This is a genomic window from Bradyrhizobium sp. 930_D9_N1_4, from assembly GCF_052076015.1.
Classification (GTDB): domain Bacteria; phylum Pseudomonadota; class Alphaproteobacteria; order Rhizobiales; family Xanthobacteraceae; genus Bradyrhizobium.
The window spans coordinates 4,370,722-4,388,472 of sequence record NZ_CP197236.1 but is presented as its reverse complement, the minus strand read 5'-3'; the positions used below and the strand labels follow the sequence as shown (position 1 = coordinate 4,388,472).

The 17,751-nt window shown below is 63.9% G+C and carries 17 protein-coding genes; 9 read left to right on the top strand and 8 right to left on the bottom strand.

Features of this window, described 5'->3' with window-relative positions; translation table 11 throughout:
- Window positions 1-11: 11 nt before the first annotated feature.
- A complete protein-coding gene (locus AB7532_RS20650) occupies window positions 12-251 on the bottom strand; it encodes a hypothetical protein (RefSeq protein WP_015685698.1) in 240 nt (79 codons plus the stop codon).
- 330 nt (window positions 252-581) lie between these two features.
- Between AB7532_RS20650 and AB7532_RS20645 the strand changes: the two genes are divergently transcribed.
- From AB7532_RS20645 to AB7532_RS20635, 3 genes are all read left to right on the top strand, one after another.
- Window positions 582-1,490: a dihydrodipicolinate synthase family protein gene (locus AB7532_RS20645; protein WP_441236580.1), complete on the top strand. Its 909-nt coding sequence runs from the start codon at window positions 582-584 to the stop codon at window positions 1,488-1,490.
- A gap of 141 nt (window positions 1,491-1,631) precedes the next feature.
- Window positions 1,632-2,603 (top strand): SDR family NAD(P)-dependent oxidoreductase, encoded by a 972-nt coding sequence (locus AB7532_RS20640; RefSeq protein ID WP_441236579.1) that lies wholly within the window; start codon window positions 1,632-1,634, stop codon window positions 2,601-2,603.
- A gap of 301 nt (window positions 2,604-2,904) precedes the next feature.
- The gene (locus AB7532_RS20635) at window positions 2,905-4,023 is read left to right on the top strand and encodes an alpha/beta hydrolase family protein (protein WP_441236578.1); all 1,119 of its coding nucleotides are present in this window, start codon (window positions 2,905-2,907) and stop codon (window positions 4,021-4,023) included.
- Between the two features lie 9 nt (window positions 4,024-4,032).
- Here AB7532_RS20635 and AB7532_RS20630 read toward each other — a convergent pair whose 3' ends face one another.
- Window positions 4,033-4,539, bottom strand: coding sequence for a MarR family winged helix-turn-helix transcriptional regulator (locus AB7532_RS20630; protein ID WP_441236577.1), 507 nt, complete (start codon window positions 4,537-4,539; stop codon window positions 4,033-4,035).
- Window positions 4,540-4,948: 409 nt separating this feature from the next.
- On the opposite strand from AB7532_RS20630, the gene AB7532_RS20625 reads away from it, so the two are divergent.
- Window positions 4,949-6,505, top strand: a complete 1,557-nt coding sequence (locus AB7532_RS20625; RefSeq protein WP_441236576.1) for a porin — start codon at window positions 4,949-4,951, stop codon at window positions 6,503-6,505.
- A gap of 268 nt (window positions 6,506-6,773) precedes the next feature.
- On the opposite strand, the gene AB7532_RS20620 is transcribed toward AB7532_RS20625, so the two are convergent.
- The 3 genes from AB7532_RS20620 to AB7532_RS20610 form a co-directional block, all read right to left on the bottom strand.
- Window positions 6,774-7,250 (bottom strand): GcrA family cell cycle regulator, encoded by a 477-nt coding sequence (locus AB7532_RS20620; RefSeq protein ID WP_441236575.1) that lies wholly within the window; start codon window positions 7,248-7,250, stop codon window positions 6,774-6,776.
- A 72-nt stretch (window positions 7,251-7,322) separates the two neighbouring features.
- Window positions 7,323-7,520 carry a hypothetical protein gene (locus tag AB7532_RS20615; RefSeq protein ID WP_007603456.1) on the bottom strand — a complete coding sequence of 66 codons (198 nt, stop codon included), beginning with the start codon at window positions 7,518-7,520 and terminating at the stop codon, window positions 7,323-7,325.
- A gap of 200 nt (window positions 7,521-7,720) precedes the next feature.
- Window positions 7,721-8,662 (bottom strand): acetamidase/formamidase family protein, encoded by a 942-nt coding sequence (locus AB7532_RS20610; protein WP_441236574.1) that lies wholly within the window; start codon window positions 8,660-8,662, stop codon window positions 7,721-7,723.
- A gap of 187 nt (window positions 8,663-8,849) precedes the next feature.
- Between AB7532_RS20610 and AB7532_RS20605 the strand changes: the two genes are divergently transcribed.
- Genes AB7532_RS20605 through AB7532_RS20590 form a run of 4 tightly spaced genes read left to right on the top strand, consistent with a single transcriptional unit; the run spans window position 8,850 to window position 12,842 of the window.
- Window positions 8,850-9,617, top strand: coding sequence for a YdcF family protein (locus tag AB7532_RS20605; RefSeq protein WP_441236573.1), 768 nt, complete (start codon window positions 8,850-8,852; stop codon window positions 9,615-9,617).
- 60 nt (window positions 9,618-9,677) lie between these two features.
- The gene (locus tag AB7532_RS20600) at window positions 9,678-10,460 is read left to right on the top strand and encodes a DUF169 domain-containing protein (RefSeq protein ID WP_441236572.1); all 783 of its coding nucleotides are present in this window, start codon (window positions 9,678-9,680) and stop codon (window positions 10,458-10,460) included.
- A 9-nt stretch (window positions 10,461-10,469) separates the two neighbouring features.
- Entirely contained in the window at window positions 10,470-11,648 is a 1,179-nt protein-coding gene (locus AB7532_RS20595; RefSeq protein WP_441236571.1) for a saccharopine dehydrogenase family protein, read from the top strand.
- Between the two features lie 18 nt (window positions 11,649-11,666).
- Window positions 11,667-12,842, top strand: a complete 1,176-nt coding sequence (locus AB7532_RS20590) for a saccharopine dehydrogenase family protein (protein ID WP_441236570.1) — start codon at window positions 11,667-11,669, stop codon at window positions 12,840-12,842.
- Between the two features lie 114 nt (window positions 12,843-12,956).
- Here the strand turns inward: AB7532_RS20590 and AB7532_RS20585 are convergent, their stop codons facing one another.
- Complete coding sequence (locus AB7532_RS20585; RefSeq protein ID WP_441236569.1) at window positions 12,957-14,153, bottom strand: FAD-dependent monooxygenase; 1,197 nt, start codon at window positions 14,151-14,153, stop codon at window positions 12,957-12,959.
- A gap of 147 nt (window positions 14,154-14,300) precedes the next feature.
- Here AB7532_RS20585 and AB7532_RS20580 point away from each other — a divergent pair, with 147 nt between their 5' ends.
- Window positions 14,301-14,768: a MarR family transcriptional regulator gene (locus AB7532_RS20580; RefSeq protein WP_441239322.1), complete on the top strand. Its 468-nt coding sequence runs from the start codon at window positions 14,301-14,303 to the stop codon at window positions 14,766-14,768.
- On the opposite strand, the gene AB7532_RS20575 is transcribed toward AB7532_RS20580, so the two are convergent.
- Complete coding sequence (locus AB7532_RS20575) at window positions 14,746-15,999, bottom strand: O-antigen ligase family protein (RefSeq protein WP_441236568.1); 1,254 nt, start codon at window positions 15,997-15,999, stop codon at window positions 14,746-14,748. The two genes, AB7532_RS20580 and AB7532_RS20575, sit on opposite strands and share 23 nt — an antisense overlap.
- A 156-nt stretch (window positions 16,000-16,155) precedes the next feature.
- Window positions 16,156-17,703 (bottom strand): undecaprenyl-phosphate glucose phosphotransferase, encoded by a 1,548-nt coding sequence (locus AB7532_RS20570; RefSeq protein WP_441236567.1) that lies wholly within the window; start codon window positions 17,701-17,703, stop codon window positions 16,156-16,158.
- Between the last annotated feature and the right edge of the window lie 48 nt (window positions 17,704-17,751).

The window sequence follows — 17,751 nt, the reverse complement described above, 5'->3', positions numbered from 1 at the left end:
TTTGCGGGGCCTTAGGCGTGGCCCTTGATCTCGTAGTGACCCGGCACGCATTTGTAGCGCTCAAGGCGCCAGTTGGCGTGATAGATCGGATGCTCGCCCATCCATTTCGCAAGTGGTGCCTGTGCGCCGACCGCACATTGCATCATCGAAATTTCGGGCGTCATGTTGCTGTCGGTCACGATTTCCTCGACGCAACTGCCTGAGCTAGCTGCGCTAAGCCGGCAGAGCACGGCTACGACGGTCACGAACATTCCAGTCACCTCATCGGTAGTTTCTGACCACGAAGAGGATGCAAGCGGAGTGCCAGAGCCTGTGACACGAATAACACGCTGGCCTGGCCGACTCGACCCAGCGTCCACCCCCATTTGACGATTCGGATTGTAAAAAAATTACCCTTAAACCGAAGCCGGGCAACTACGGGGAACCCACAGGGAATGAGAGCAGGAATGACCGATTGTGGGGGCAGTGCCGCGCGAACGGCCCCTTCCCAAGGCCTGCACAGCCGATACGCTCGGAAGCGTGCGGATACTCGTCAAAAGAGCGGGACCGCCTCAAGGGTAATGGAAACGTGAGGGCAGACCATGAAGGCAAGACCGACCGGCGTGATCCCGCCGATGACCACGCCATTCCGGAAAGACGGCGAGATCGACACCAAGCTGGTGGCGCCGCAGGTCGACTGGATGATCGGAGCCGGCGCGCATGGCGTTGCCGCCGGGGGCTCGACCGGCGAGGGCCACACGCTCGATCACGAGGAATATCGTGACCTGATGGCGGCGACAGTGGAGGCGGTGAACGGGCGCATTCCCGTGATCGCCGGCATCATCGTGGACTCCACGCGCGATGCGATCCGCCGCGGCAGACTGGTGCGCGACATGAATGTTGCCGCCCTTCAGGTCACGCCGGTGCATTATCTGTTCAAGCCGGATGATGAAGCCATGGTCGCGCATTTCCGCGCCATGGCCGATGAGACCGGCATGCCGATCATCATCTACAACGTGGTGCCGTGGTCGTATCTGTCGCCGGCGCTGCTGACGCGGATCATGACCGAGGTGCCGCTGGTGGTCGGTGTCAAGCAGAGCGCGGGCGACCTGAAACTGTTCGCGGATCTCATGATGATGGCGCCGGACAAGCTGATCTACAGCGCCGTCGATGCGCTGATGTATCCGTCCTACACGCTGGGCGCCCATGGCTCGATCGCCGCGATTCTCACGGCTGCGCCGCATGCGTCCGTCGCGCTGTGGGATGCGGTGAAGGCCGGCGACCACCCGCGCGCGCTCGACCTGCACAAGAAGCTGCTGACGCTGTGGAATGCCGTTGTCGCCGACAATCTGCCGGCGTGTACGCGTTACGCGCAGACGCTCCAGGGCTTGCCGAAGACCTATCCGCGCGCGCCGATGCCTGAAGCCTCGCCGGCGCAGCAGGCTGCCACGCGCAGGGCGCTGGAGGCGCTCGGCGCGTTGAACGGGGTGCGCGTCGAAGCGGCCGAATAGTCCGCCGGCCGAAATAACTTATGTCGAGCAGCCGCGCCGATCCGCTTTTACCTGCGGATGCGGCGCTGCTACATTTTGCGCAGCGCCGCGATGAGCGGTGCGACGAAGAAACATACCGACAAGGGGAGGGGCCGAAAGCCCATGAAGGATTTTGCGGGAAAGATCGCCGTGATTACCGGCGGCGGCACAGGAATGGGGCGCGAGCTTGCGCGGCAACTCGTCGCCGAGGGCTGCAATGTCGCGATGTGCGACGTCTCGGAAGCCGCGATGGCCGAGACCAAGCGGCTGTGCGAGGTCGAGAAGCTGCCGCAGGGCCTGCGCGTCACGACCCATGTCGCCGACGTCTCGATCGAGGATCATCTCAAGCGCTTTCGCGACGAACTCGCCGAGCAGCAGAAGACCGACAAGATCCATCTGCTGTTCAACAATGCCGGCATCGGTGGCGGGGGCAGCCTGTTCACCAACACGCGCGAGCAATGGGAGCGCACCTTCAACATCTGCTGGGGCGGCGTCTATCTCGGCGTGCGCACCTTCCTGCCGATGCTGGTGGCCGCGGACGAGGCCCACATCGTCAACACCGCGAGCGTCAACGGCTTCTGGGCCTCGATCGGCATGAACCAGGCGCACACCGCCTACAGCTCGGCCAAGTTCGCCGTGAAGGGATTTACCGAAGCGCTGATCAACGACCTCCGCCTGCACGCGCCGCATGTCAAATGCTCGGTGGTGATGCCCGGCCATGTCGGCACCTCGATCGTCTCCAATTCGCGCAAGGTGCAGAGCACGGACGGGTCGGAGCGTCTCAATCCGGACGAGGTCGCGCTGACCCGCAAGCGCATGGTCGCGGCCGGCGTGCCCGATGCCGACAGGATGTCGGACGAGGACATCCAGGCGGTGTTCGCCGAGCGCGCCCGCAGCTTCCTCGAGGACGCACCGACGACGGCTGCGCAGGCCGCGAAGATCATCCTCGACGGCGTCAAGGCGGAACGGTGGCGCATTCTTGTGGGCGAGGATGCACAACGGCTTGACGCGCGCGTGCGTGCTGCCCCGGAGCAGGCCTATGACCGCGCCTTCTACGAAAGTTTTACGCAGGAGGTTGGCTGGAAGCTCGGCTGAATCCGGTTGGCTGAGACTGTCAACGAGCGCGCGCCGATATAGGTATGATGATCATCATGGCAAGAGGTGCGCAGGTGATACTACGGATGTAGTGTACCTGCCACCTCTTGCCAGTCTTCTCTTGCCAGTCTTGGCCGCTTATGACGATTTGGAATGTCACGCATGCGACATGCTCCATCGTTCAAGCGATGTTCAAGCGATGGTGATGTCAAACGCCTCTCATTCGGCGCACGGCAGCTTGGTTGGTGAACCAAAATAGTTTAGTCAATCAGGGGTAACGCCATCATAAAGCGTAGCTCCGATGATACCCGCATGCCTCTCCGACGACTGGATCCTCTGCCCGGAGAGAGAGGATATCTCCGCTGAATTCACGCGGCTCCTCACCGCGGCGCAGGAGGGTGGCGCCACCATCGCCGAATGCCTGATGATCGCGCGCCAGCTCAAGCAGGGTGGCGAGCAATCCTGGCACCGTGAATGGAAGCGGCTTGCGCAAGCCAACCGGGAGCGTGCCGAGGCGGCGTTTGCGGAAGGCCACAGGGCGACCGCGCAGCGCAACTGGCTGCGGGCGATGAATTACTACGGCGCGGCCGCGATGCCGCTGGACCAGGACGACGAGCGCCGCTGGGTCGCGGTGCTGGCCATGCAGGAATGCGCGCGCCGTTTCCTCAGTGCGCGCAGCCCGGCCGGCGAGGTCGTCACGATTCCCTGGGCCGACGACGGACACGCCTTGCAGGGTTATTTCCTGCCGGCGCCATCGGCGGGGACGCGTGCCCCGACCGTGATCTGCATCGGCGAGCCCGGCCATCGCAAGGAAGAATTCCTGTTCAAGCTCGCGCCGCATGCGCGCGAGCGTGGATTGTCGATGTTGGCTCTCGACCTGCTCGGCGACCAGCGCGACGACTATACCGATGTGCTGTTGCGGCGCCGCGATCTCGAAAGCTCGATCGGCAGCGTCATGGACTATCTGGAGACGCGCGACGACGTCGATTTCGATCGAATCGCCATCGTCGCCGACGGGTGGGGCTCATCCTTCGTCGCACGTGCGGTGTTGCAGGAGCCGCGGCTGGCCGCAGCCGTCTGCGACGGCGGGCTGTGGGACCTGCACGAACGATCCTTCTTCGCCAGCCGTTTTGCGATGAGCGACCTCAGCATCGTCCCGGTGCCGTCGGCGCCGCTGATGGCCTCCAGCGCCGATTGTCCGGTACTGATCACGCTCGGCGAGGACGGCTGGCTCAAGGCCGACCATGCGCGGAAAATCGTGCAGACGTCGCGGCTGGGCAGCTCCGATATCGTGCTGAAGGTGTTCACCGCGGCGGAGACCGGCGCGGCGCAGGCTCATGCGGACAATCCGAGCCTTGCCAACGAATACATCTTCGACTGGCTGGAATCGCAGCTCGGCGCCGTCGGCCGGCGAATCTGAGCGGCAGCCTCAGTAGTCGAGGGAAATCCGGACGCAGGCCTTTTCGAGCCGGGTCTTCAGCGTCGCGAGCTTGCCGGTGAATTCGGTGAGTTCGTTCTCGTCGAACTCCTGGAAGACGAATTCGCGAATCGACTTGTACTGATCGTTGAGGCTCGCGATGTGCTTCTGCGTCTTGTCGACCAGCGAGAGCCGCACCACGCGGGCGTCGGTCGGCGAGGGCCGCCGGCGCAGCAGGCCTTTCTTCTCCAGCAGCTTGGACTGGGTGGTGACGAAGGAGGGGTCGACGTGGAGCAGCTTGGAGACCACGTTGACCGGCACGCCGTCGTCCTTGTCAAGGTCGGAAATCGCCATCAGGATCAGCCATTGCGGACCGCTGATGCCCAGCGTCCTCGCCCAGAACTGACGCAGCTCCTCCAGATGCATGTTGATCGACGATATCTCCCAGGTGAAACGCCTGATGATATCCAGATTGCCGATCGGGCGGATGCGCGCCCCTTCTTTCCTCGTCGCTGACACAGCGTCACTCCCGTGATCTGATTCTTCCGGTCCGGTGTCGTGGCAAGGTCATAGTCCACGCAAGCCTGCCCTGACGCAAGTGCAGAGCAGGGTAATCTTGTCACTAAAACTACAAAGATGAGCAACTCAGCAAATTGCCTCACCCCCGGTGTTGCGCCCGGGGCACAGGTTTAGTGAAACAAGAAAGCTTACTCAATAAACTATTTTGATTAGTGGAACGGCGCAGGCATATTGCGCCGTGACGGTGGGGGGATACTCGATCGTCCCGTTCAGGTGGTTCGCTCACGTCCCTCGCGTCTCATGCGGGTGTGTCCGAAAGCGCGAAGCGGCCGGGCGGATTTAAAGAGCCGGGGATCTGGGGGGCCTCACGGTCCGGTCTCCGAAAAATGAGCAACTTGGAGGTTTTATAATGAAAGTGGTGAAGAGCCTTTTGCTCGGCACTTCGGCGGTCCTGATCGCCGTCGGCGGAGCCCAGGCGGCCGATCTTCCGGTCAAGGCCAAGGCGGTCGAGTACGTGAAGATCTGCACGCTCTACGGCGCGGGCTTCTACTATATCCCGGGCACCGACACTTGCATCAAGCTCGGCGGCTATCTGCGTGCTGAAGTCGCGCTCAATGCCGGCGGCAACTACAGCGCCCAGTACAACGGCGTGTTCGCGGCCAACAATCGTCTGACCAACTATTACTCGATGCGCGCTCGTGAAGACCTCAACATCGACACGCGCACCGCGACCGAGTACGGCGTGGTCCGCACCTACTTCGATGCGGTGTTCACCTGGACGACCGGCAACTATGTCGGCGCCGGCAGCGGCACGGGTGCGACCCAGTACAGCGGCACCCTCGGCCTGAACGCGGCCGGTACCGGCCTGATCGGTTCGAGTGGCGGCGCGGTCAACGGCACGGACGGCACGATCTCGGGCGGTTCGCTCGGCGTCTACTACGCCTTCATCCAGTTCGCCGGCTTCACCATGGGTAAGGCCGTGTCGCAGTTCGACGCGCCCTGGATCAACTATCCCGGCAACAACTTCGACCAGCTGGTCGGCGGCAGCGGCACCACCAACGGCGTCGCCCAGTTCACCTACACCGCCGACTTCGGCCAGGGCGTGACGGCCGCGTTCTCGGCGCAGGATCAGACCCAGGTCTTCCAGACCAACATCTGGAACACCGCGGGCATGACCACCGCCAGCGTTCTCGGCGGTGCCTATGGCTCGAACGACCTTGGCGGCACCCGGTCTCCCGACCTGGTCGGCATGGTCCGTGTCGACCAGGCCTGGGGCCTGTTCCAGGCGTCGGTTGCCGCGCACGACAACCACGTCGCCTACTACGGCGCGTCGGAAGTCACCGGTCATCCGGAAGACAAATGGGGTTGGGCCGTTCAGCTCGCTCTGCAGATCAAGAACATCCCGACCGGCGCAGGCGACCTGATCAACGTGTCGGGCGTCTACACCGAGGGCGCGAGCCGCTACAACTTCCAGGAGCTGGCCGCGACCAGCTACTCGATGTTCGGTGGTTCGGGCGGCGCGTATCAGAGCCTCGGCTTCGCCGGCGTGTCTGACGCGGTGTTCGGTCCCGGCGGCAGCCTCGAGCTGACCAAGACCTACGGCTTCCGTGGTGCCTACACCCACAACTGGAGCCCGTACTGGAACACGGCGCTCTACGGCGCGTGGGCTGCGGTCAACTACAGCGGCACGGCCAAGAGCATGATCTGCGGCAGCGCCGCGTTCGCGACCCTGACCGGCTCCTGCAACCCCGACTTCAACATCGGTCAGGTGGGCGTCATCACCCGCTGGACCCCGGTCAAGAACCTGACCTTCTCGGCCGACTTCACCTACAGCCATCTCGACCAGAAGTATTCGGGCGTGATCACCACCCCGGCGCTGACGTCGGTTGCGAAGCCCGCGGCCACGTACGAGCTGAAGGACCAGGACACCTACAGCCTGCTGCTGCGCGCCCAGCGCAACTGGTAAGCTGAAAGGTCTTCGGACTTGACGAAGCCCCGGCGGGAAACCGCCGGGGCTTTTTTTTCGCGAGAGCGGCTTTCGGAAAATCCGGCGGCCTGTGCAAGGGGCGAAGACGAGCTATGCGACTCGATCGCCTCAAACTTATTTACTTACCTGAGTTGATCAGCTATATAGTTTTCAGTGATTACGAAAGTAGCGCTCTTAGCTTGATGCTAAGCCTCCAGAAACCTCCGGTAGTGCCCTGCCGGAGGTTTTTCGTTGTGGGCCATCCTCTTCAGCCGCGCATCATGCGGGCGCGCGAGTTCGGCCGGTAGGCGAGGCGGCTGTGGCCGGCGCAATAGGACTGGCCGTCGGGCGCGCTGTTGCCGCAGAAGCAGAAGTCCTCCGCACCCGGCGTCGAGATCGGCCAGCGGCAGCGGTTCTCGGCCAACTCCAGCAGCGTGCAACGATTGGCGTCGTCGATGGGGCCTGCGACCACGGGCGTATCGGTTTCGCCGTAGATCGTGGCCAGCATCTCGTATTGCAGCCGCGGCACGGCGCGCGTCCCGCGCACAGGCGCCAGGCTGCGCTCGATCCTGCGGTCTTCGACCGCGCGGCTGCGCGTCAGATTGAGCCGGGACAATTTGCCGATGACTGCGTTGCGGCTGACGCCGATGTCGGCCGCGATCTCGCGGCAGGAGAGGCCGGCCTCGAAATGCTGCTTCAGAAGTTCGATTCGTTCGTCGGTCCAGGTTGGTGAGAGCACAGGCATTGGTACGATCCCAGGTTGCAGATGTCGGCCATCCGCCTATCGAGATCCGTCCGCCTCACGTCCGGCGCCTGTTCACGTCCTGCCATTGTCGCGAATCGACAAAAGCCCGTCCTTGATGGCGAGACGGATGCCTTCCTCGATCAGAGTGCGTGCGACGCCGGGAACGCTGGTGCCGTGGGTGCCCTGTCTCACCAACTTCTCCAGATAGGTGATGGTCGAGAGCGCCAAGGTTACGGGAATGCGGTCAGTCTCGGCTTTTTCGGTGGCCATGCCTAAACGCTAGCCTCTTACGCAGGTACATAAAAGTAACGATTAAGACTCTATTTAGGTTCGATGGCAGAAGTCAAATCCGTATTGAAACGGTGGTTCAGCCCTTTGGAATCATTTGGGAAATCGAACACGAGCGAGCGCGCCGCGCGGGAGACCGGGCGGCGGCGTGGCGTTAACTGGTCAGGAGAGGCGGGGCTGGCTCAGCCGTGCACGATCGTCTTTTCGATCATGCAATGGATGCCTTTGCTGCCGTTGACGGTCTGGGTCACCCTGAGGTCGGCGGCCAGGCTGCACAGCGTGTAAGCGTCCTCGCGCGACAGGTTTCGTGTCTCGCCAAGCAGCACGATCATGTCGCGCAGCGCACGCACCACGCACTGGTCGAGGTCCGGGTCCATCGCCATGGTCATGTAGTGCGTGGCCGTCTCGGCGCGGGGATAATCGAATTTGAGGTCCTTGCGCAGCGTCAGGCGGAAGCGGCCCTGGAGCGCGGTCTCGATCGCGGTGACGCACACCTCGCCGTCGCCCTGTACGGCATGGCCGTCGCCGCAGGAGAACAGCGCGCCCGGGACGAACACCGGCAGATACAGCGTCGCACCGGCGCCGAGCTCCTTGTTGTCGAGATTGCCGCCCATCGCGCGCGGCACGAGCGAAGAGATGCGGCCCCAGGCCGGCGGCGGCGACACGCCCATCACGCCGAAGAACGGCTTGAGCGGCAGGTCGAGGCCCCAAGGCAGGCGGCCGACCATCCGTTCCCGGTCGAGCGGGATGTTGAGGAGGCGCGTCTCGTGAAAATCGTCGGGCAGGGTGCCCGACAGCGGCTTGATCATGTTCCAGCCCCAATCCTGCCGGAGCTGGACGTCGAGGATATCAACTGCGAGCACGTCGCCGGGCTCGGCGCCCTCGACGGCGATCGGACCGGTGAGGATATGGCCGGGCAGCATGCGCTCGTTTTTGGCATGAACCTCGTACATCTCCGGCGGAATGTGGAATTTGTCGCGATCGGGCAGCAGGTCCGGGCCGCCGCTGATGGTGTCGACCGTCACCTCATCGCCGCTTTTGACGGTGAGGACAGGCTTGAGCGCGGCTTCGAAAAAGCCCCAATGGCAGGTCTCGGGGCTCGATTGCAGGTGGTGGTGGGTCATTTGCCGCGTCCAATCGGTTTCATCAGAACTCGTCATGAGAACCTGTTATGCCCGGGCTTGACCCGGCAATCGATCCTCTTCCAAGAAGATTTCCGAAGACCGACGGGCCGGTCAAGCCCGTGCATGGCACGATCATTCCAGCGAGGCTCCCCTGTATTTCGTTCTGTCCAAGACCCTCGGCATCGCGGTGCTGCCGGTCAATCTCCTGGTCGAGCTCGGCATCCTGTCGCTGCTGCTGATGCTGACGCGCTTTGCCGCGCTCGGCCGCAAGCTCGCCGTGACCACGCTGGCCCTGCTGGCACTGGTCGCGTTCTCGCCGCTCGGCAATCTCCTGCTCTATCCGCTGGAGTCACAGTTTCCAAAGTGGGATCCCTCGCGGGGGGCGCCCGACGGCATCATCGTGCTCGGCGGTTCGGTCGACACCGAGCTGTCTGCGGCGCATCGCATGCCGGTGGTCTCGCACGCGGCCGATCGCATGCTGGCGCCGGCCGAGCTTGCGCGCCGCTATCCGAACGCGCGCATCGTCTTCACCGGCGGCACCGCGAATCTGGTCCCGACCGAGGCGAGGGAGGCCGACTATTCCGCGCCGATCCTGGAAAGCCTGGGCATTCCGAAGGAGCGGCTGATCCTCGAGCGCGAGTCCCGCAACACCTGGGAGAACGCGATCTTCACAAAACAATTGGTGACGCCGAAACCGGGCGAGCGCTGGCTGCTGGTCACCTCGGCCTTTCACATGCCGCGCTCGATGGGGATTTTTCGCAAGGCCGGATTTGATGTCGAAGCCTATCCGGTGGATTGGCGGATGGGTGGGCGCGACGATCTTTTCGAGTTCACCCGCAACGGCGCCGACGGGCTCGGCAAGACCGACGTCGCGGTGCGCGAATGGATCGGCCTTCTGACGTATCGCGTCATGGGCCGGACCGGCGAGTTGCTTCCCGGGCCGGGCAAGGACTAGAACGAGGGCTGCACAACAAGAACACAGCACCGGCGCGCGATTGCCGGCCGGGAGGATACCATGCAGCAGCAGAGTGCAGACAGGATCGATCTTGCCGGCCTCGTCGCCGATCTCAACAATTTGTTGCGGCTGAAGACGACTGTGATCGGCATGAAGCTGTTCGCGCATGCTGCGGAGATGGAGGCGATCCCGAAAGTCAGGCGGCCTAATGCGGTCCACACCACCGATCAGATCGTCAGCATGGCCTCGCGCCTCGGCTGGACCGTCGGGATCACCGGCGACGATCTCGTCGGCGCGCAGTGCCGCGCGGTGATCGGGCTTGCGCCGCAGGACGAAAAATGGCTCGCCGGCGAAAACTATGTCGGGGTCTGGCACGGCACGGCCGAAGACGCGCGCAAACGTCAGGAGGCGCTCGACGTGGTTCCGTTCGGGCAATACCAGGCGCTCGCGGTCAGCCCGCTTGCCAGCGGCCGGCTCGATCCGCCCGACATCTGCCTCGTCTATGCGACGCCCGGGCAGATGATCATCCTGATCAACGGCCTGCAATATATCGGCTACAAGAAGTTCGAATGGGGTGTGGTCGGCGAGACCGCCTGCGCGGATTCCTGGGGACGTGCGCTCAAAAGCGGCGAGCCCAGCCTGTCCTTGCCATGCTATGCCGAACGGCGCTATGGCGGCGTGCCGGACGAGGAGATGCTGATGGCCCTGAAGCCCGCGCATCTCGCCAAGGCAGTCGAGGGCATGAAGGCGCTGGCCAAAAACGGCCTGCGCTATCCGATCCCGCCCTATGGTATTCAAAGTGATGTCCGCGCCGGCATGGGCGTGAGTTATGCGAAGAAGTAAAGGCCGACCATGAGCTCTGCGAAATTCGACATCGTCGTCTACGGCGCGACCGGTTTCACCGGTCAGCTCGTCGCCGAATATCTGACCCGGCACTACAAGAGCGACAACTCGCTGAAATGGGCCATGGCAGGCCGCAGCCTCGGCAAGCTGAAGGCGGTACGCGATGCGGTCGGCGCGCCAGGGAATACGCCGCTGATCGTCGCCGACGCGTCCGACGCGGCCTCGCTGAAGGCGATGGCGGAGCAGACGATGTCGGTAATCACCACCGTCGGCCCGTATCAGCTCTACGGCGAGGAACTGTTGGCTGCCTGCGTCGCCACCGGCACGGATTATTTCGATCTTTGCGGCGAGCCGATCTGGATGCGGCAGATGATCGATAAATACGAAGCGGCTGCGAAGGAAAGCGGCGCGCGCATCGTGTTCTCCTGCGGCTTCGATTCCGTGCCGTTCGAGCTCGGCACATTCTTCGTGCAGGAAGAGGCGAAGCGCGTGTTCGGCGCACCCGCGGCGCGCGTGAAGGGCCGCGTGCGCGACATGCGCGGCACGCTCTCGGGCGGCACCGCCGCGAGCGCGAAGGCGACTTTCGACGCGGTCGCCAAGGACATCAGCCTTGTCGCCATTCTCAACGATCATTTTGCGCTGACGCCAGGTTTCACCGGTCCGAAGCAGCCGAAGGGCAACAAGCCGATCGTCGAGGAGGATCTGCAATCCTGGGCCGCGCCGTTCATGATGGCGCTGATCAACACCCGCAACGTCCATCGTTCCAACATGCTGATGGGCTTTCCCTACGGGCAGGATTTCGTCTACGACGAGATGGTTTTGACCGGTCCCGGCGAGAAGGGCGAGGCCAACGCGAAGCGCGTGATGGCGGCTAATGCCGAGAAGACCGGCCCGACCGCGCCGAAGCCGGGCGAGGGGCCGTCGAAGGAAGAGCGGGAGAACGGGCTCTTCAATCTGCTCTATATCGCGATCGCGCCCGACGGCCGCATGGTCCGCGCCGGCGTCACCGGCGACCGCGATCCCGGCTACGGCTCGACCTCGAAAATGATCTCGGAATGCGCGATCTGCATGCTGCGCGACACCACGGACGTCGCCGCCGGCTTCTGGACGCCGGGCGCAGCGATGCAGCACAGTCTGATCAAGCGGCTGCGGGACAATGCGGGGCTGACGTTCGCCGTCGAAGCGTAATTTCGGGGAACGCGATCCGTGTCCGCGAAGTTCGACATCGTCGTCTACGGCGCGACGGGATACACCGGCCAGCTCATCGCCGAATATCTCGCCGCGCATTACGTCGGTGACGATGCGCCGACATGGGCATTGGCCGGACGCAGCAGCGACAAGCTCGCCTCCGTTCGCGACGCGATCGGGGCGCCCGCGGACACGCCGCTCATCGTCGCGGACGCCGCCGACCCCGCCTCGCTGCGCGCGATGGTCGCTCAGGCAAAGCTCGTCGTCACCACTGTCGGTCCGTACCAGCTTTACGGATCCGATCTGCTGGCCGCCTGCGTCGCTGACGGCACCGACTACATGGATCTCTGCGGCGAGCCGATCTGGCTGAAGCAGATGATCGACCGGCACGAGGCGGCGGCCAAGGCGAGCGGCGCGCGCATCATGTTTTCCTGCGGCTTCGATTCCATCCCGTTCGAGCTCGGCGCGTTTGTCGTGCAGGAGGAAGCAAGGCGCGTGTTCGGCTCGCCGGCGCCCCGCGTCAAGGGGCGCGTCCGCGATCTCAGCTGGAAGTTCTCCGGCGGCACCTCGGCGAGCGCAAGGGTCACCTTCGAAGCGGTGGCGCAGGATCTCAGCCTGGTGTCGATCCTCAAGGACCCGTTTGCCTTCACGCCGGGCTTCGAGGGACCCAAGCAGCCGCGCGGCAACAGGCCGGTTTTCGAGGAAGATCTGCAATCCTGGTCCGCCCCGTTCGCGATGGCGATCCTCAATACGCGCAATGTCCATCGCTCCAACATGCTGATGGGATTCCCGTATGGCCGGGATTTCGTCTACGACGAGATGGTGCTGACGGGAGCGGGGGACGAAGGGCAGGCCAACGCAAAGCTGGTCATGGCCGCCAACAGCGAGAAGACCGGCCCTGAAGCGCTCAAGCCCGGCGAGGGACCGTCGAAGGAGGAGCGCGACAACGGTCATTACGACCTGCTCTATATCGCGATCGCGCCCGATGGCCGTCAGGTTCGCGCGGCGGTGAAGGGCGATCTCGATCCCGGCTATGCGTCGACGGCGAAGATGATGTCCGAATGCGCGATCTGCCTGTTGCGCGACTCGCCCGATGTGCCGGCCGGTCTCTGGACGCCGGGCGCGGCGATGCAGGGCAGGCTGATCAAGCGGCTGGTTGAGCACGCCGGGTTGAGGTTCGAGGTGGAAGGCTAGCTCAGATCTCGTAGGGTGGGCAAAGCGAAGCGTGCCCACCATTGTCACAAGTCGAGAGAGATCGTGGGCACGGCGCTCTGCGCCTTTGCCCACCCTACGGCACCGTCCGTGTCGCTACACCGCCCGCGCGTCATACGCGTACATGAACTCCATGCTCTTCGAACCCAACGGCAACAGCCATTTCATCATCTGATTGCGCACCCAGGCGCCGGTGGCGCTGAACTCGCGCTTGCTGTTGCCATTGCGGCGCGCCATCGCGACGATCTTCTCGGCGCGCGGACGCCGCTCGGCCTCGAAAGCGTGGAAGGTCTCGGTGAGCTCCTGACCTTCCTGCATCAGCCGCGCGAGCCGCATCGCATCCTCGAGCGCGAGCGAAGCGCCCTGGCCGGCGTGAGGGCTGGTCGCATGCGCGGCATCGCCGATCAGCAGTGAGCGCTTGCGCGACCAGGTCGGCAGGGTTGCGACGTCGAGCGTATCGGTGACCACGATGTTCTCGGCAGCCTCGATGATCTCGGTGATCGGATCATGCCAGCCGCGATGGAAGCCGCGCAGATGCTGCTTGAGTGTCGTCTGATCAAGCGCGCGAAACATCGCCGCGTCCATGCCATGCGCGGGCTGCGTGCTCCACCACATCACGCCGTCGGTCGGATCCGGGCTGCAATAGCCGTAACCGAAGAATCCGCTCTGGCCGAACGTGGTCTCGACATGCCGGCCGATCGATCGACCGTCGAGCACGGCGTGCGGCACGAAGCCGCCGAAGCCGATCAGGCCGGTGTTAAACGGTTGCGGTCCGTCGGGCACGACCTGGCGGCGCGCGACTGAATGCACGCCATCAGCGCCGATCAGGAAATCGCCTTCGGCGGTGGTACCGTCGGAGAAGTAGGCGATGATCGGCTGGTCGCCGCGATCCTCGATCTTGATCAGGCGCTTCTCGAAATAGAGCGAGACGCAGGCGCACCAGGCCTTGTCGATCAGGATTTCGTTCAGCGTGGCGCGGCAGACATTGACGGCCGGCTGGCCGAAGCGCCGCGCCATGTCGCGGTTGATCGAGCCGAGCCGCTCGCCCCCTTGCGAATAGAAGTCGAACGCCTCCGCGACCGAGCCGCGGCTGATCAGCTCGTTCGCAAGGCCAATCTCGTCCATGACATGCATGCCGTTCGGCGCGATCTGGAGACCGCCGCCGATGCCTTTCGAATAGGGCCAGGCCTCGTAGATCGCGGACTCGATGCCGGCGCGGCGCAGCAGGATCGCGGCGACGGGCCCGGCGATGCCGGCGCCGATGATCAGGGCCTTGCGGGGACGGGTGGACATGGCTTGCTCCCGACGTTTCCGTGGTGCTAGGAGAAATTACGGCTGCTAAATCTCTTAGTAGCTAAGATATATATCGACTAAGATATGAGGTCAGCCTTGTCAAGGACGAAGGCGCGCACGGCGCTGTTGCAGGATCTCGAGGAGGCAATGCGCAGGTCGTCCGCGCAGGGCGTGCTCTATGGCCAGACCGTTGCGAACGTTGCCGGAATTGCCAATTCCGATCTCGAATGCATGGACATTCTCTATCTCGAAGGACGCGTCACCGCAGGGAGGCTCGCCGAGGTCACGGGGCTGACGACGGGTGCCATCACCGGTGTGATCGACCGGCTCGAGAAAGCGGGGCTGGTGCGTCGCGAGCGCGACGAGAAGGATCGCCGCAAGGTCTTCATTTCCGTCGTGCCGGAGCAGGCGATGAAGATCGGCCAGCTCTACGTGCCGATGCAGCAGGCGATGGAGAAGGTCTTTGGCGCCTATTCGGACGAGGAGCTGCGCCTGCTGCTGCGCTTCGCAGGCGAGGGCTACAAGGGCGTGCTCGCGGCAACCGAGGCACTGAAGGGCCTGCTCGATACGCCGCCGGAAAAGCGGCCTGACCTCAAGCTGAAGAAGCGTCGCTAGTTCTGGTCTTGTAGATCTGCGCGGCCGCGATCATGCCCCACATCGCGCCCAGCATCATCCAGAAATGGCGCCAGTGGTCGGTGTCGATCACGAAGCTTTCGCCGATGGTGCCGACGAAGGCGGAGAAGATCGCGAGATAAGCGCGCTGCCAGGGCACACGGACGAAAATGTGCCGGAAGCCCATGATGACGGTGGTGAAGACCAGCGCGGGATAGCACATGCCGGAGAGCCAGCCGCCTGACATGAAGGCGTTGAGGTAGGAGTTGTGGGTGTCCTCGGGAAAGAAGCGGTGGAATTGCAGCGGGCCGATGCCGAACGGCAGGTCCAGCGCCATTTCCGCACCCAGGATATGCCGGCCGAACCGGCCGAAGCGGCCTTCGTCATAGCTCTGGTCGAAGCTGGCGCGCTGCTTGAACATCTCGGCGGTGGCATCGAAGGACAGCAAAACCGCGATCAGGGCGAGGCCCAGCACCGCGGCGACGATCGCCATGATGACGATGCGCGAGCGTTGCGCGTTGGTGCGGCTGGTCAGCACCATCAGCGCCAGCATGAAGGCCGACGTCAGCACGAGCCCGCCCCAGGCTGCGCGGGAGAAGGCGAGCAGGATGGCCAGCGACATGATGCCGAACGCAAAGACGTTGCGGAGCGCTTTGCCGAACTTGTCCGAGACTACGCTCTGGAGCGCGAACAACGCCGGCAAAATCAGGAAGGCTCCGAGCACGTTCGGGTCCTTGAACGTACCGCGCGCGCGTCCGTAGAGCGTGAGCAGGTCGTTACCGCCCGGCACCAGGTGGAAATAGCCGGCGACCGCGAGGACTGAAGCGACCATCGCGCCGACCACGAGGCCACGGCGGAGCATGTCGAGCCGGGCGGCGGTGTCTTCCGAGGTGACCATGGCGAAGAACACGACGGTGATTGCCATGTACCATGAGGTTGCGATCCAGCTCGCTACCTCGGACTGTTCGAACAGCGGGATCGCGCTGATGGTGTAGCCGACATTGAGCAGCACCAGCATCAGGATCAACGGCATCAGGACGAGCCGCAGGCGCAGGCCGGTGGCGAAGAAAGTGACGGTCGCGAGCAGCGTCGCGATTTCGTAGGGGCTCGGCTCGATGAAGACGATCGCGCCGGAGGCGCCGACCAGCCACACCAGCGCGCGCTGGAGCGCCAGCACGCCGGGCGCGGCCGGTGCGGCCAAATTCACTCCACCGGCTGTCGCCGCATACGCCATCACACGCTCACACGCTTACGCAACTCTACGCCACAAACACCGCTGTCGTCGCCCGGCTTGACCGGGCGATCCAGTATTCCGCGGCGCCGATTGGAGAGAACAGCTGGCGCTGCGGCGTACTGGATGCCCCGCCTTCGCGGGGCATGACCACAAAACTCAATACGCGTTCTCGTTCTTCGTCAGCAGCGAGATCGGCGTCTTCAGGAGAATGACGAGGTCGAACAGCACCGACCAGTTCTCGATGTAATAGAGGTCGAACTCGACGCGCTTCTGGATCTTCTCTTCGTTGTCGATCTCGCCGCGCCAGCCGTTGATCTGGGCCCAGCCGGTGATGCCGGGCTTGACGCGGTGGCGGGCGAAATAGCCGTCGACGGCTTCATCGAACAGGCGGCTCTGGAGCTTGCCCTGCACCGCATGCGGACGCGGGCCGACCAGCGAGAGATTGCCGGAGAACACCACGTTGAACAGCTGCGGCAGCTCGTCGAGGCTGGTCTTGCGGATGAAGCGGCCGACGCGGGTGACGCGGGGATCGTTCTTGGTCACGACCTTCGACGCCGTCGGATCGGCCTGATGGTGGTACATCGAGCGGAATTTGTAGACGTCGATGCGCTCGTTGTTGAAGCCGAAACGCTTCTGGCGAAACAGCACCGGGCCGGGGCTGTCGAGCTTGATGGCCAGCGCGACCAGTCCCATCACCGGGAGGGCTGCGAGCAGCGCGAGGCTGCCGACGACGCGGTCGAACAGCCATTTCATCACCAGATCCCAGTCGGTGATCGGCGCCTCGAACACGTCGAGCGTCGGCACCTCGCCGAGATAGGAATAGGAGCGGGGGCGGAAGCGCAGCTTGTTGGTGTGGGCGGAGAGGCGGATGTCGACCGGCAGCACCCAGAGCTTCTTCAGCATTTCCAGGATGCGCGTCTCCGCCGAGATCGGCAGCGCGAACAGCACGAGATCGACGCGGGTGCGGCGGGCGAACTCGACGATGTCGTCGACCTTGCCGAGCTTGCGCGCGCCGGCGCAGGTGTCGAGCGCGCGGCTGTCGTTGCGGTCGTCGAACACGCCGAGCACGTGGATGTCGGAATCGTCCTGCGCCTTCAAAGCCTCGACCAGCTGCTCACCGTTGCTGTCCGAGCCGACGATGATGGTGCGGCGGTCGAGCCGGCCCTGGCGCGCCCAGCCGCGTACCAGCGAGCGCAGCACCAGACGTTCGAAGATCAGTGTGGCGAGCCCGAGGAAATAGAAGGCGGCAAGCCACAGCCGCGACACTTCCGAGCCAAATTTCGCAAAGAAGGAGATGCCGATGAACATCAGGAAGACGAACGACCAGGACGAGATCATCCGTGTCATCTGCCGGAGCTGGCCTCGGAACAATTGCACCTGATAGATGTCGGCGGCCTGGAAGCAGACCACGGCGGCGACCGCGACGGCGACGATCTGCGCAGGATAAGCCCAGCTGAAGTCGGCAAGTGGCATGACGTAGCCGACATAGAGCGCGACGCCGACGAGGGTCAGCAGCGCGAAGTCGATCACGCGGACGAAGCCGGTGATGACAATCGGCGAATAGGCGCGGGCGACCTTCTGATTGACGACTTCGAGCGCGGCCGGAGTCAGCCGGCGACGTCGTTCGACAAAGGGTTGGTCAGCCGGTCTGGCCGCGGCGGTGGTCGCGGCATCCAGCATCGAGCGTGCGTTGAGCGGTTCCACGGGTGTCCACGTCCATTCCAAAAAACCCGTGGGCCGCGTCTTTGCGCC